This is a genomic window from Bradyrhizobium sp. PSBB068, assembly GCA_016839165.1.
Taxonomy (GTDB): domain Bacteria; phylum Pseudomonadota; class Alphaproteobacteria; order Rhizobiales; family Xanthobacteraceae; genus Bradyrhizobium.
This window is the reverse complement of sequence record CP069301.1, coordinates 70881-83775: the sequence shown is the minus strand read 5'-3', so window position 1 is coordinate 83775 and position 12895 is coordinate 70881. Positions and strand designations below refer to the sequence as shown.

Annotated in this window: 13 protein-coding genes and 2 pseudogenes; 13 read left to right on the top strand and 2 right to left on the bottom strand. The window is 60.7% G+C overall.

All coding sequences use genetic code 11. The annotated features are described in order from the left end of the window. The first annotated feature begins 10 nt into the window (after window positions 1-10). The 11 genes and pseudogenes from JQ507_35390 (at window position 11) to JQ507_35340 (ending at window position 9925) form a co-directional block, all read left to right on the top strand. Window positions 11-1384, top strand: a complete 1374-nt coding sequence (locus tag JQ507_35390; protein ID QRI73672.1) for a copper oxidase — start codon at window positions 11-13, stop codon at window positions 1382-1384. 43 nt (window positions 1385-1427) lie between these two features. Beyond that, entirely contained in the window at window positions 1428-1925 is a 498-nt protein-coding gene (locus JQ507_35385) for a cupredoxin family protein (GenBank protein QRI73671.1), read from the top strand. Window positions 1926-1950: 25 nt separating this feature from the next. Further along, complete coding sequence (locus JQ507_35380; GenBank protein QRI73670.1) at window positions 1951-2253, top strand: copper-binding protein; 303 nt, start codon at window positions 1951-1953, stop codon at window positions 2251-2253. Between the two features lie 75 nt (window positions 2254-2328). Continuing rightward, window positions 2329-3315, top strand: coding sequence for an FkbM family methyltransferase (locus JQ507_35375; protein QRI73669.1), 987 nt, complete (start codon window positions 2329-2331; stop codon window positions 3313-3315). A 309-nt stretch (window positions 3316-3624) separates the two neighbouring features. Beyond that, a complete protein-coding gene (locus JQ507_35370) occupies window positions 3625-3954 on the top strand; it encodes a DUF305 domain-containing protein (protein ID QRI73773.1) in 330 nt (109 codons plus the stop codon). Window positions 3955-3984: 30 nt separating this feature from the next. Further along, window positions 3985-5913 (top strand): multicopper oxidase domain-containing protein, encoded by a 1929-nt coding sequence (locus tag JQ507_35365; protein QRI73668.1) that lies wholly within the window; start codon window positions 3985-3987, stop codon window positions 5911-5913. A 28-nt stretch (window positions 5914-5941) separates the two neighbouring features. Further along, window positions 5942-6271, top strand: a complete 330-nt coding sequence (locus JQ507_35360; GenBank protein QRI73667.1) for a four-helix bundle copper-binding protein — start codon at window positions 5942-5944, stop codon at window positions 6269-6271. Window positions 6272-6373: 102 nt separating this feature from the next. Then, window positions 6374-7567 (top strand): OpgC domain-containing protein, encoded by a 1194-nt coding sequence (locus JQ507_35355; GenBank protein QRI73666.1) that lies wholly within the window; start codon window positions 6374-6376, stop codon window positions 7565-7567. Next, window positions 7564-8185, top strand: a pseudogene (locus tag JQ507_35350) (cytochrome c). Before JQ507_35355 ends, JQ507_35350 begins: the two are co-directional and overlap by 4 nt. Before the next feature lie 45 nt (window positions 8186-8230). After that, entirely contained in the window at window positions 8231-8497 is a 267-nt protein-coding gene (locus JQ507_35345) for a PilZ domain-containing protein (protein ID QRI73665.1), read from the top strand. Between the two features lie 111 nt (window positions 8498-8608). Then, window positions 8609-9925, top strand: a complete 1317-nt coding sequence (locus tag JQ507_35340; GenBank protein QRI73664.1) for a type II restriction endonuclease — start codon at window positions 8609-8611, stop codon at window positions 9923-9925. A 525-nt stretch (window positions 9926-10450) separates the two neighbouring features. Here the strand turns inward: JQ507_35340 and flgF are convergent. Together flgF and JQ507_35330 are read right to left on the bottom strand one after the other, a co-directional pair. After that, a complete protein-coding gene (flgF, locus tag JQ507_35335; GenBank protein ID QRI73663.1) occupies window positions 10451-11185 on the bottom strand; it encodes a flagellar basal-body rod protein FlgF in 735 nt (244 codons plus the stop codon). 236 nt (window positions 11186-11421) lie between these two features. Beyond that, window positions 11422-11691 carry a flagellar biosynthetic protein FliQ gene (locus JQ507_35330; GenBank protein ID QRI73662.1) on the bottom strand — a complete coding sequence of 90 codons (270 nt, stop codon included), beginning with the start codon at window positions 11689-11691 and terminating at the stop codon, window positions 11422-11424. Window positions 11692-11929: 238 nt separating this feature from the next. On the opposite strand from JQ507_35330, the pseudogene JQ507_35325 reads away from it, so the two are divergent. Then, window positions 11930-12408: pseudogene (locus JQ507_35325) on the top strand (DUF411 domain-containing protein). 107 nt (window positions 12409-12515) lie between these two features. Continuing rightward, window positions 12516-12872 carry a hypothetical protein gene (locus tag JQ507_35320; GenBank protein ID QRI73661.1) on the top strand — a complete coding sequence of 119 codons (357 nt, stop codon included), beginning with the start codon at window positions 12516-12518 and terminating at the stop codon, window positions 12870-12872. The last annotated feature ends 23 nt before the right edge of the window (window positions 12873-12895 follow it).

The following is a 12895-nucleotide window of genomic DNA, read 5'->3' as shown; positions in this document are numbered from 1 at the left end:
GGAGACAATCATGCTATCGCGTAGAGGATTCATCGGAACGGCCGCGCTGATAAGCGCGAGCGCAGTGAGCGGCCGGGTGCAGGCGGCCAACATTCCGGAAGCGCCCTCCATGGAAAAGGCGGTAATGCAGCCGCCGCTGCATCCGACGTCCGGTCCGGACTATCGGCCGGTCGTGACGTTGAACGGATGGTCGCTGCCGTGGCGGATGAACGGGGACTGGAAGGAATTCCATCTCGTCGCCGAACCGGTCGTGCGCGAGTTCGCTGAGGGCATGAAGGCCTACTTGTGGGGATACAACGGGCAATCGCCCGGTCCGACCATCGAGGCGGTCGAAGGCGACAAGGTCCGGATCTTCGTCACCAACAAGCTGCCCGAGCATACCACCGTGCACTGGCACGGCATGATCGTACCGAACGGCATGGACGGGGTGGGCGGCCTCAACCAGCCTCACATCAAACCCGGCAAGACCTTCGTCTACGAATTCCAGATCAAGACGAGCGGGACGTTCATGTACCACCCGCACTCGGACGAGATGGTGCAGATGGCGATGGGCATGATGGGCATGTTCATTGTCCACCCCCGGGACCAGACCTTCCGGCCGGTCGACCGCGACTTCGTCTTCATCATGAGCACGTATCTCATCGATCCCGGCACCTATCTGCCGAAGGTCAACGAGATGACCGACTTCAACATGTGGACTTGGAACAGCCGCGTGTTTCCCGGCATCGATCCGCTGCCCGTCCGCCTCGGGGACAAGGTGCGCGTGCGCATCGGAAATCTCACGATGACCAACCATCCGATCCATCTCCACGGGCACAGCTTCGCGGTGACCTGCACAGACGGAGGCTGGGTGCCAGAAAGCGCGCAGTTGCCGGAGACGACGACCGACGTTCCCGTCGGAGCGGTCCGCGCCTTCGACGTGCTCGCTGACAATCCCGGCGACTGGGCGTTCCACTGCCACAAGTCGCACCACACCATGAACTCGATGGGGCACGACATGCGCAACATGATCGGTGTGTCGAAGAAGGATCTCGCCAAGGCTGTCGGCAAGCTTGCTCCGGACGCGATGGTGATGGGTTCGACAGGAATGGCCATGGGCGAGATGGAGATGCCGATGCCGGACAACACGCTCATGATGATGTCGGGCTCCGGCCAGTTCGGCCCCATCGAAATGGGCGGCATGTTCTCCGTCATGAAGATCCGGGAAGGAATGGCCCGCGACGATTACAAGGACCCGGGTCCCTACAAAAATCCGCAAGGCACGGTCGCATACGAAGTCGATGCGCCCGCCTCAGCGGCTCCCCGCCAGAACGGCGGCAAGGAGGAAGGCGGGACGACGCAAATGAAGGGCATGAAAGGAATGAAAGGCATGAAGGGCATGTGATCCGGACGCCTTTTCGAACTCAACATCAGACAGGAGAAGACTAATGAAGACCATCAATCAAGCCGTCGCTTCGGCAATCGCGGGTTTACTGCTGGCAGGCGGTACCGCCGTTTGGGCGGGCGAGGGTCCGGCCGGACATAGCCACAGCCACGACGAGACGTTCTCCGCGGGCGAGCCCGGCGATGCCAAGAAGCCCGCCCGGATCGTTCAGGTGACCATGGGCGAGATGGACGGGAAGATGATGTTCATGCCCGCAAAACTGGAGATCAAGACGGGCGAGCAGGTCAAGTTCATGCTCCGCAACAACGGTGAACTCGACCATGAATTCATCCTGGCGACGACCGCCGAAAATCTCAAGCATGCGGAGGCCATGAAGAAGAACCCCGACATGGAGCACGACGACCCGAACGGCAAGCGGCTTGCCCCCAAGAAGACCGACGAGATCGTCTGGAAGTTCAGCAAGCCCGGAGAGTTCGAATATTCGTGCCTGATCCCGGGTCATCGCGAAGCCGGCATGGTCGGTACGATCGTCGTCAAGTGATCCCGACAAAACCAAGGAAAACATCATGAAGAACAAACTTGCAGCAGCAGTTTTCGCCGTCGTTTTGGCAACAATTTCGACCGCGGCGTTCGCCCAGAACGCCATGGTCAACGGCGAGGTGAAGAAGATCGACGAGACCGCCGGCAAGATCACGTTGAAGCACGGCCCCATCAAGAATCTCGATATGGACGAAGACGGCATGACCATGGTCTTCCGGGTGCAGGACCCGGGGATGCTCAAGCAGGTCAAGGTCGGCGACAAGGTCCAGTTCGAAGCCGAACGGGCGACCGCCGGCATCACGATCACGAAGATGCAGAAGGGCAAGTAACCCCGGAACGGCCGGTGCCGCCGCGCTGCGTGAGCCGGCGGCACCGGGTCGAGAAGCGGACCTTGGAGGGAATGGATGGAGGCATCGTTGCGCCAGGCTGACGGAGTTGCGTCCGAACGACCGCTCGCTTTCGATCGCAAGAGCGGAAGGCTGAGCGGCGCCGGCGTGATCGACCGCGTTGCGGTGCTGGCCCTTCAGGCCGGATCCGTCATCACGCGACCTTACGGACATCGCGGCTACAGGCACGGTTGCAAGGCGGTCGCGACTGTCGTTGCCGATCGCGACATCATCGTCCGGTTGAACGAGGATGCCGACTTCGCCATCCCGTTCTGCGACGGATACTGGAGCAGAATGCTTAATCCGAGATACGATTATGAAGAGGAGATCGAAGCCTTCTTAAGGTGCGCGGCAGACCTCAGGTACTCCTTCGTCGACTGCGGGGCGAACTTCGGTTACTGGTCCGTGCTGGCGTCCAGCCGGCCTTTCGGCAGGCAGCCCACGCTCGCCATCGAAGCGTCTCCGGAAAACGCGAAACGGCTTGGCGCGAACGCGCTCCTGAACGGCGACCGTTTCCGATGGCTCAACGCCGCGGTCGGTGGACAGGCGGCCGGTTTTGTGAGGATCACGGGCGCAAGGCATGAAGCCTTGGAGACCCTCAGGCTGACCGAAAACGAGCCGGACGCCGTAACTGTCGTTTCGCTGGACAGCCTGGTTGCGGGCGGGCTCGTCGATGCATCGCTTCCGGTGGTGGTCAAGCTCGATGTGGAAGGCGTGGAAATCGAAGCGCTGACCGGCGCGGAACGGCTGATGCACCGCGATTGCGTGGTCATCTGTGAGGAGCACGGATCCGACACGACGCATGGCATCACGCGTCACCTCCTCGAAGAGATGTCGCTCAGAGTATTTGTGTTCGATCCCAGGGCGTGCCGGTTCAACCGTCTCGACGGAATCAAGCGGCTGGATTCGATCAAGAGGCATCCGTGGGTCGGCTACAATGTCTTCGCTACCTCCAGCGCATTGTGGGAAGAGCGACTGCTCGCTGCGACGTGGAGGTACCGATGATCGGTTCGACCCAGCTCGCATCGCCGCCGCAGCACGACAGGCTTAGCAAATACCCAGGCTGTCCGGAAAGTGCTTTTCCGCCCGCCGCGGCGACATGCCGTTGCCTGAAATTGCAGGAGGTCTGCCGCGCACGTCGGCCATGAATTCACTCTTATGGAAGATGCTCAGTCCGGCGAGGTCCTGTCGACAACGCGTGCTCGCGCTTGTGCAAACGCTCGTCGCCAAAGCCGGAAATGTCGTCGCCACATCCGCGGAACAACAATTTGTGCCGGCCGTTTGCGAATGTGTTTTCAAACAATGGAGAATGAGATGTCACGAAACATCCTGAAGATTTCGGCCGCGTCTGTCGCGGTGCTGTTTGCGCTATCGATGCCTTCGTACGCCGACGACGCCGGTCCGGCCTACACAAAGTCCATGGAAAAAATGAATGCCGACATGAAGAAGGGAATGGATCCCGACCCTACGAAGGCGTGGGCGAAGATGATGGTCGCTCACCATCAGGGCGCGATCGAGATGTCGCAGACGGTGCTGAAGGAGACTAAAGACCCGATGATCCGCGAAATGGCCGAGAAGACGGTCAAGGATCAGACCAAAGAGCAGACCATGCTCAAGGACTGGATCGGCAAGCACGGCGGCTGAACAGCCTGAACACCTGACCGCGAGGACTCCATGATCGCACTTCCCTACGATTATTTTCTGATCGCATGGTTCGTCCTCGCGGCGGGCTCTACGGCCTACGTCGCGTTCGACCAGTTCAACGGCAATCCCGAGCCGACGGTGATGAAGTGGGGTTTCATCCTGGTCACCCTCTACATGGGCCCGTTCGGATTGCTGCTCTACGTGCTCGCGGACAAGGAGCCCCGTCCAGGGGAGCATGAGCACTTCACATCGCCCCTCTGGAAGCAGGGCGTCGGGAGCACTATTCACTGCGTTGCGGGGGATGCCACCGGCATCATTCTGGCGGCGACCGTGACGGCACTGCTGGGCCTCCCGATGTGGATCGACCTTATCGTCGAATACATTGCCGGTTTCTCGTTCGGTCTGTTCATTTTCCAGTCCCTCTTCATGAAGAAGATGATGGGCGGCACCTATTGGGAAAATGTCCGCAAGAGCTTCATGCCGGAATTCATCAGCATGAACGCGATGATGGCGGGAATGGCGCCGACGATGAGCCTGCTGATGATGGGCCGCGACATGCGCGCCATGGATCCGCTCGAATTCGTCTTCTGGGGCGTGATGTCTCTCGGTGTCATGGTCGGATTCACGACGGCCTATCCGTTCAACGTCTGGATGGTGAAGAAGAAGGTCAAGCACGGCCTGATGACCGAACGGCCGGAGGCAGCCGGCCAACAACGCGACATGTCCGGAATGAAGTCCGAGACGGGTCAAATGTCGGATGAGCAGATGAGCCACATGGAGGGACATGGGGGACAACAGAAAGCAAAAAAGTCGGGCGACCGCGAAGCGTCCCCTGGCGGGGGCCATCAGATGGGCGGCGACGCGACGACTCCACAGTTGGCGGCGCTCGCCGGCGTGACGTCGTTCCTTCTGATCTCCGGAATGGTGATACCGGGGTTTTCCGTCAACCTCGGTCTCAGCGCCCGCGACGTCGACGGCTCCATCATGCCGCCGGGGATGATCAACACCTTCGATCTGCCCGGCGAGGCTATGAAGGACATGGCCGCCGTGAAGCCGCGTCAAGTCGCTTACGTGGCGGCGCCCGACGCGAGGGGCGACAAGGTCCTTGCGCCGCGCATCGAGAACGGGGTCAAGGTCTTCGACATCAAGGCCGAGATCATCCGATGGAACATCCTTCCGGACGTGGCGGTCGAGGCCTACGCGTACAATCGTCAGGTCCCGGGACCGCGGCTGCAGGTGACGGAGGGGGATCATGTCCGCATCAACTTCCGTAATGCGCTTCCAGAAAGCACCACGGTTCATTGGCACGGACTGATCGTCCCGAATGAGATGGACGGGCCGGCCAACGTCACCCAAGACCCGGTGCCGCCGGGCGGCTCCTACACCTACGAATTCGACGTGGGCCAGAGCGGCACGTACTTCTACCACAGCCACGATCATCCGGACCGCCAGCAGGCGCTCGGGCTCTACGGGGCGCTGCTGATCGCGCCGAAGGACCCCTCGGCCGAGGTGAAGGCCGACCTCGATTACGCGATCCAGCTACAGGAGTGGCTGAAGCGCGAATGGCTGACCTATCCGGCGATGCTGATGGAAGGGGCGCTTCCGAACTACTTCACGATCAACGGCAAGGCATACCCCTCGACCGACACGGTCGCCATGAAGGTCGGACAGACCATCAAACTTCGCTTCATCGGGACGAACAACAACTTCGTGCATCCCATGCATGTGCACGGCGGACCGTTCGAAGTCGTAGCCGTGGACGGGGTGAACCTCAAGGAAAGCGCGCGATACCAGGCGGACACAGTCAACGTCGGTCCCGGGCAGCGCTACGACGTGGTCTGGACGGCACGAAAGTCGGGCAAATGGCTGGTGCACTGCCACATCCCGCATCACACAGCCAACAACAACGTTGAGCAGCACGGCGGCGGCGGCCTGATGCTTGTCCTCAACGTCCAGTAGGCCAACGGAAAACAAAGGAGAGAATGAGATGAAGACGAGCAAGGAGATGCAGGCGTGCATCGACGAATGCCTGCGCTGCTACCAGATGTGTCTCGGGACGGCGATGACCCACTGCCTGGAGTCCGGCGGGAAGCACGTCGAACCGAAGCACATCAGACTGATGATGGCGTGTGCCGAGATATGCCGAACTGCGGCGCACTTCATGCTTCTCAATTCGCCTCACCATGCGCACGTCTGCGAGGAGTGCGCCGAGATCTGCACCGAATGCGCCAAGGACTGCGAGCGCGTCGGCGGGATGGACGACTGCGTGACGGCATGTACGCGTTGTGCCGAAAGTTGCCGGGCGATGGCAGGCTAATCGATGCCGTCTTTGCAGCCGGTCAGAATATCGCGGCCTGACGAACCGTCGACGACAGTGGCTTCGTCGGAGCCAGCATCGTCGGACAATATCAAGAGTTCGATGCCAGCTTCCAAGGCCGTTTCGCCGCGAGGGCGGGATCTGCGTCTCGACCTGTTTCGCGGTCTGGCAAACTGGGCGATATTTCTCGACCATATCCCCAACAACTCGATCGCTTGGCTGACGACGAGAAACTACGGTTTCAGCGACGCCGCCGACATCTTCGTCTTCATCTCCGGGTACACGGCGGCGTTCGTGTACGCTCGAAGGATATCCGCACAAGGAATGCTCGCCGGAACGGCTCTGCTGATGCGGCGCGTTTGGCAGCTATACGTCGCCCACGTCCTGCTGTTCGTCTTCTACGCCGCGGCGATCGGCTACGTGGCACAGCGCTACGGGCATTCGCACCTTCTCGACGAATTCAATGTCGCCGGCCTCATCGAGCAGCCGGTCGCCACGCTTACGCAAGGGTTGATGCTGAAGTTCAAGCCGCTGAACCTGGATGTCCTTCCTCTCTACATCGTTCTGATGGCCGGTTTCCCGCCGCTGCTGATCGTCATGATGCGGTGGCCGAATGCGGCGTTGGCGGCTTCGATCTCGGTCTACCTGTCTGCACGTCTATTCGGTTGGAATTTCTCGGCATATCCTTCCGGCGACTGGTACTTCAATCCGTTCACCTGGCAGCTTCTGTTCACGCTGGGTGCGTGGGCGGCCCTGGGCGGTCGCGCGCGTATGCAGGTACTGGCGCGGTCCCGTGCCGTCCTTGCAGCGAGCATCGCTTTCGTCGTCTTTGCCGCTGTCGTGACGCTCGCTGACCGTTTCGAGACGACAGCGTTTCTGCCGACCGGCATGCTCGAATGGTTCGTCCCGAACGACAAGACGAACCTCGCGCCTTACCGGGTGCTGCACTTCCTTGCGGTGGCCGTCATCGTGGTTCGTCTGGTTCCGTCCGATTGGAGCGGGCTGCGATCCGCGGCGCTGCAGCCGTTGATCGTCTGCGGCCAGCGGTCCCTCGAAGTGTTCTGCGTCGGTATCTTTCTGTCGTTCGTCGGCCACTTCATCCTTGAAATGTATTCGGATGGGTTGGCCGCTCAAGTCGCGGTCAGCGCGGGCGGCTTGGCGCTCATGACGTGCGTCGCTTTCTACCGGAACTGGTCGCGTTCGCTGGACCGGCCGCCGTCATCCGCAAAACGAACCGCCGTACTTGACGTTCGTCGGCGAGAACCTTCAACAGACCAAAAGGTGGATGCTAAATGACGAGACGGTTGGGTGTTGCGGTCCTCGCTGCGGTGGCTCTATTTGGCGGAATTCTATTCTACGTGGGCTACGGCTTCTACGATGTCGGCGCGGACACGCCGCATTGGGAAATCACCCGAAGGGTAATGGAGACCGTTCGCAACCGCTCCATCGCGGTACGCGCCGGCCGGATCGAGCTACCCGACCTTCAGGACGAGCAACTCGTTTTGAAGGGAGCGGGACAGTATGCGGCGATGTGCGTGAATTGCCACCTTGCGCCCGAGCAATCGGATTCGGAAATTCGGCCCGGCCTCTACCCGAAGCCGCCCAATCTTTCCGAACAGCGTTTCGATCCCAAGACCGTTTTCTGGGTCACGAAACATGGATTGAAAATGAGCGGCATGCCGGCGTGGGGTCTCGGACATGACGATGCGACCATCTGGAGCATCGTCGCATTCGTCACCAAGCTGCCCGGCCTATCTGCCGAGCACTACAAGGACATGGTCGCGAGGGCGCCTCCGGACGAAGAGATGGAGTTCCATGGACAAGGGGGACGGCAAGAAGCCGGAAAACAATGGCAAGAAGCCCGGGGCCGGGATGTCGATGCCAACCGAGCAAAAGGGTGAACACAAACACTGAGCCGACAGCGGCCTATCGTCGGCCGAAGACAGGTGGAGGATGTGGATGGAAGACGACAACAGGTCTGCGCCGCGTCACAAAGTCCTGAAGGCCGCGACGATTTCCTTCGGGGGAGGGGCCATTAGCTGTACCGTCCGGAACCTTTCGGACAGTGGTGCCTCGCTCGAGGTGGCGTCGCCGATCGGAATTCCAGATTCCGTTGTTCTTGAGCTCGAAGGCGGCGGCCGCCGATGCCGGGTGGTCTGGCGGAAGGAGAAGCGGATCGGCGTCCGGTTTGTAGACCGGAAGGACAAGCCCGAAGTGTCGTCTTAGCTGTGCGGAAAGGGATAAGTCCGGTATATTGGTTGAGCTTGAACGAGAGTTCGGGTACCGGGCGCGAGGCCGAATGGCCTGCCGCCGAAGTTAGAACGGGTGGTTTAGCGAATGGAGCAGGCTTGGGTCGGAGATCTTATACGGCATTGGAGGAATGACGAGGCGGGGACGTACCGGACGTGGTTTCTGTGGGACGCGCGGATAAAAAATTTCCGATCTATCAGGCGCGGACTTCAGGAGGTGATGGCCGAGATCAAGGCTGACACGTTCGGAAACGCCTATCGCGGCTCATCGCTCGAAACGGTGCTGGATTCGATCGCCGAGCAGCGGCAGGTCTTCAAGGGCGCCGACCATGCATTCATGTGGAAACCGAAGCTCCGTATCCCGGACATCTACGAAAATCGGCCTAACCAGGTGGCCTTCGGGAATTTCCTCGATACCTGTCTTTGCTGCAATACCGAGGAACACGTGATCGAAGCGATCCAGAAGCTCGACCGGGCGACCATCAAGGGGCTCGGTCCCGCAGCCGCAAATCTGCTGTATTTCCTGCATCCGACGATCGCGCCGCCGTTCAACACCGCCATCGTGAGAGGATACAATGCCCTGACGGGAGCGGACGTGAAATTGGGCCGTTGGGAGCAGTATCTCGCCATGCGCCGAGGAGTCCTGGCGCTGAACTCGCAGTATCGGAATTTGCTTTCCAACGATCTCGGAGCCGCGGCGGCGTTCCTGTTCGAGGTCGGCACCGGACGCTATCCGCTTCCGGAACGTCAAGAAGACGGCTCCCTCGATCGCTGGAGGTCCGATCTCGATCAGGTCCGCGCGGAATCCGCAGCGTCTTCGAAAGCGGTGGCAGCAGCCCGTGAGGCGGACCATACCCATACCGAGATCCAAGGGTGGCTGCGGGACCTGGGTTTAGCCCTTGGATTCCAGGTGTGGATAGCCTCGAACGACGGAGCGCGGTCCTACAAGGACGGGCGGCTGGCGAACGGCTGTCTCGACCGCTTGCCCGCGGCCTTGGCCGAGGCCGGCGCTGCGGACGCTATTCGTCTCATCCACGTGCTCTGGATCGAACAAGGCGGCGATGTGGCTGCCGCGTTCGAAGTCGAACACACCACCAGCATCTATTCCGGCATCGTCCGGATGCTCGACCTTGCGCTGGGCATCGATGGTGCCGCAGCGCGCAACTTCTTCCTCGTGGCTCCGGACGACCGCGAGGGCGAAGTTAGAGCGCAGTTTGCCAGGCCGGCGTTCTCACGGGTCGCCGAACTCAACCTTCGTTATCTGCCATACAGCGAGTTGCGGGACCACCGCGACGCCATTGCCCGCTTTGGAAACGGCATCAAGGGAATCCTGGCGATTGCTCGGCTGATCAGGCCGATCATGTCGACCGCGCAAGACGCCACCGGCAATGTTTCAGGCTGCTGACTCTTGCCGACCGCAAGCTACGACACTCTGTCCTTGGCAATGCCGGCGGGATTCGGACGCGCGCGCTTCGATCCGACCTTAAGCGGCCAGCCCGCGGCCCGCGACGACGTCACTGCACCCGACTAACTCGGGCAAAGGCGCGACCGATACGCCTGTGGGCCCGCCGCGACCTCGGTGGGAGGCTTTCCGATGCAGGCGAGGGTGCGCCCGGCAAATCCCGGACGCTTTGCGAAACCGGGGGCTCCTGGGGCCCACAGCCCTCGGGAGGGAGCAACAGGGGCCGCTAGAGACGCCCCCGAACAAAGACTATTTCGGTTTCGGCCCGGTTGCGCGTTCCCGTCGGTAATCGTCGATCTCGTCGACGAGACGGCGCGCAAGAGGATGAAGACCGACGCCGTGGGTTGGCTCGCCGGCGAACTTCGTCAGCCGCGCTGACAACGGTCCGGACACAACCGCCCTCGCTTTTGCTTCAGGAGGCCATCGCGCTTCTCACCGGAGATCCAGAAACCTGATATCGCGGACGATTCAGTCGGGGACGGTTCCTAGCTTGTTCAGATCGTCGACGCTCTGCGAATTCTTGAGGAGCCCACCTACCTGTTCGTAGGACCTGGTCACCTCGCTCAATCGGCTCATCTCCTGGACGTTCTGGACATTGGATTTCTCCAAAGCGCCGACCGACAGTTTCACGGACCCCGTCGGAATATCGAGGGCAGGAGTCTGGCTCTGAAATAGGTTAGACCCCACCGCTTGAAGAGGGCCGTCGAACCGAACGAGGCGAAGGCTGCCGAGAATCCGTTGCCGGGAACTGATGGTGCCGTCGGCGGCGATCGTCAATGAGCGCTCTTCGGGTGCGATCGTGATCGGACCAGTCCGGGAAAGGATCGGCTGGCCTTCCATAGTGACCAAGCGTCCGGTGGCATCGGTGGTAAGCGCGCCGGCCCGCGTGTAGCGCTCTCCCTGCGGCGTCTGGACGGCAAAATAGCCGTCTCCGACGATGGCTACGTCGAGAGGATTTCCGGTGAGTTGAATGGCGCCCCCGGAGACGTCCGGATACTGGAATCCGGCATTCACCAACGAGACCGGGCGCTCCCTTTTTCCGTCGGCTTCGCCCTCCTTCGCCGGCGAGAGATATTCCTGAAAGGAAAGCTGGCGCGCACGAAAGCCGGTCGTGTCAGCGTTGGCGACGTTGTTGGCAACGTTGTCGAGCCTGCGTTCCAGCGCGATCAGTCTCGACAGATGAATAATCGTGGTCTCGCCCATGCGATCGCCGAATCAGCCGGTTCAGTTGGACCGAGTGTAGCAGATTTCCGAATCCCAGCGCCTCTGGAGTGTTCGGACACTACGGGGCTTGCGCCGCGCGCGAGGAGCAAACGCAACCAGATGACGAGGGCAGCGAAAGAATGCTTTGCGGCTTACATCGTTCGAAGACGCAGCTTGCCGAGCCACCAGGAAAACGAATGCTCATAGACCGGCTCGGATGGCCACGCGCAAAAGAGTCAATTGGTGGGCATGCTGATTTGCGCGACCATCCGCAAAAATTGGTTATGCGAAGTCTCAGCCATGAAGGGCAACGCGATCAGAAAAGTAACGAATGTCGCAAGGATCTTGGGGGTTTGAATGAGCGTCTGCTCTTGGATTTGCGTAAGGGCCTGGAACAGCGAGACGGCGACGCCAACGACGGTACCGACGATCAACAAGGGTGCCGAAATCACGACAACCGTGATGATGGCATCGTGCGCAGCGCTCATCACTTCGAGACCGTTCATGAAGAATCTCCCTGCTGCAATATGGTCTTTTGCATCTGCGATGGTTAACAACTGGTTAATGGCCATCCTTTGCAGAGGGTCACCGCCAGCCTCAAATAAAGCAAGCTGCTCGCGGCATGAGGCCGATGGCCGGCAGATTGTTTCCGAGGGCGAAAGGGACGCTGATCACGCGGATTTGGGCCCGCGGTCGCGAAGACCTAGATATGATCCTTGCTGAACGTCAGGGGATGTCCAGAAGATGTACAAATTAAGCACAGTGACTCGGCGAAGTGCGCTCGCGATCTTCGCAGCGGGATTGGTTGCGCGGGGGTATCCCGCCTCGGCGCAGACGCCAGCCATCCTCGTTCACAAGGATCCGAATTGCGGATGCTGCACGGGTTGGGTGCAACACCTCAAGGACGCTGGATTCACCGTCACTGTCCAGGAGACGGCGCAGCTTCCGGCAGTCCGGAAGCGCCTCGGCGTGCCGGGCGACCTTGCAGCGTGCCACACTGCGGAAATCGGGGGGTACGTCATCGAAGGCCATGTACCCGCTTTCGCCTTGCGACAATTGTTGGAGAAACGGCCAACCGCCATCGGACTTGCGGTTCCAGGCATGCCGGCGGGATCGCCGGGAATGGAGGGCGGCCCCCCCCCCGGAAGTACGACGTGGTCCTTTTCGGGGCCACCGGCCGGCGGTCATTCATGCAGTTTATCGGCTCCGAAATCGCGAGTTGAAGCGCTTCTTGGTTAACCGATAACTCTCATTTGGCCTGGAAACGCCTCTGGCGAAGATGTGAAGGGATAGTCCTTCCCAAGTTCCCTATCCCGTGGGATGGTAGGCAATGAATCTTCGCCGACTCATCGGTCGTATGCTTGCGATCTTCGTGATCGTAGGGCTCGTCTTTGCGCCGCTGGTCACGCCGGCGGCGGCAAAGCGTCTGGCTGCCGCTGAGATGACCGATATGGCCGCGATGTCGGACGCTATGCCTTGCTGTCCGGACGGCCAAAAAAGCAATAACTGCCGGGATTGTCCGCTTGTCGCGATGTGCATGCTGACCATCGCGCAGGCCGAACCATCCCCAACGGACGGTGTCCAAGTTTCCTTTCAAACCAGCCGACTGCTTTTCCCTCTCGACGACTTGATTGCGGACGGCCTCATCGGTTCCCCTCCGGATCATCCCCCTCGAATCGCGATCTGATCGGCGTCTCCACGCCGTCTGCT

Excerpts from the sequence above, each read along its gene's own strand:
- flgF (QRI73663.1), bottom strand. The coding sequence starts at position 11,185 with ATGGGCGAGACCACGATTATTCATCTGTCGAGACTGATCGCGCTGGAA.
- JQ507_35375 (QRI73669.1), top strand. The coding sequence starts at position 2,329 with ATGGAGGCATCGTTGCGCCAGGCTGACGGAGTTGCGTCCGAACGACCG.
- JQ507_35365 (QRI73668.1), top strand. The coding sequence starts at position 3,985 with ATGATCGCACTTCCCTACGATTATTTTCTGATCGCATGGTTCGTCCTC.
- JQ507_35360 (QRI73667.1), top strand. The coding sequence starts at position 5,942 with ATGAAGACGAGCAAGGAGATGCAGGCGTGCATCGACGAATGCCTGCGC.
- JQ507_35355 (QRI73666.1), top strand. The coding sequence starts at position 6,374 with ATGCCAGCTTCCAAGGCCGTTTCGCCGCGAGGGCGGGATCTGCGTCTC.
- JQ507_35340 (QRI73664.1), top strand. The coding sequence starts at position 8,609 with ATGGAGCAGGCTTGGGTCGGAGATCTTATACGGCATTGGAGGAATGAC.
- JQ507_35370 (QRI73773.1), top strand. The coding sequence starts at position 3,625 with ATGTCACGAAACATCCTGAAGATTTCGGCCGCGTCTGTCGCGGTGCTG.
- JQ507_35345 (QRI73665.1), top strand. The coding sequence starts at position 8,231 with ATGGAAGACGACAACAGGTCTGCGCCGCGTCACAAAGTCCTGAAGGCC.
- JQ507_35380 (QRI73670.1), top strand. The coding sequence starts at position 1,951 with ATGAAGAACAAACTTGCAGCAGCAGTTTTCGCCGTCGTTTTGGCAACA.
- JQ507_35385 (QRI73671.1), top strand. The coding sequence starts at position 1,428 with ATGAAGACCATCAATCAAGCCGTCGCTTCGGCAATCGCGGGTTTACTG.
- JQ507_35320 (QRI73661.1), top strand. The coding sequence starts at position 12,516 with ATGAATCTTCGCCGACTCATCGGTCGTATGCTTGCGATCTTCGTGATC.
- JQ507_35330 (QRI73662.1), bottom strand. The coding sequence starts at position 11,691 with ATGAACGGTCTCGAAGTGATGAGCGCTGCGCACGATGCCATCATCACG.
- JQ507_35390 (QRI73672.1), top strand. The coding sequence starts at position 11 with ATGCTATCGCGTAGAGGATTCATCGGAACGGCCGCGCTGATAAGCGCG.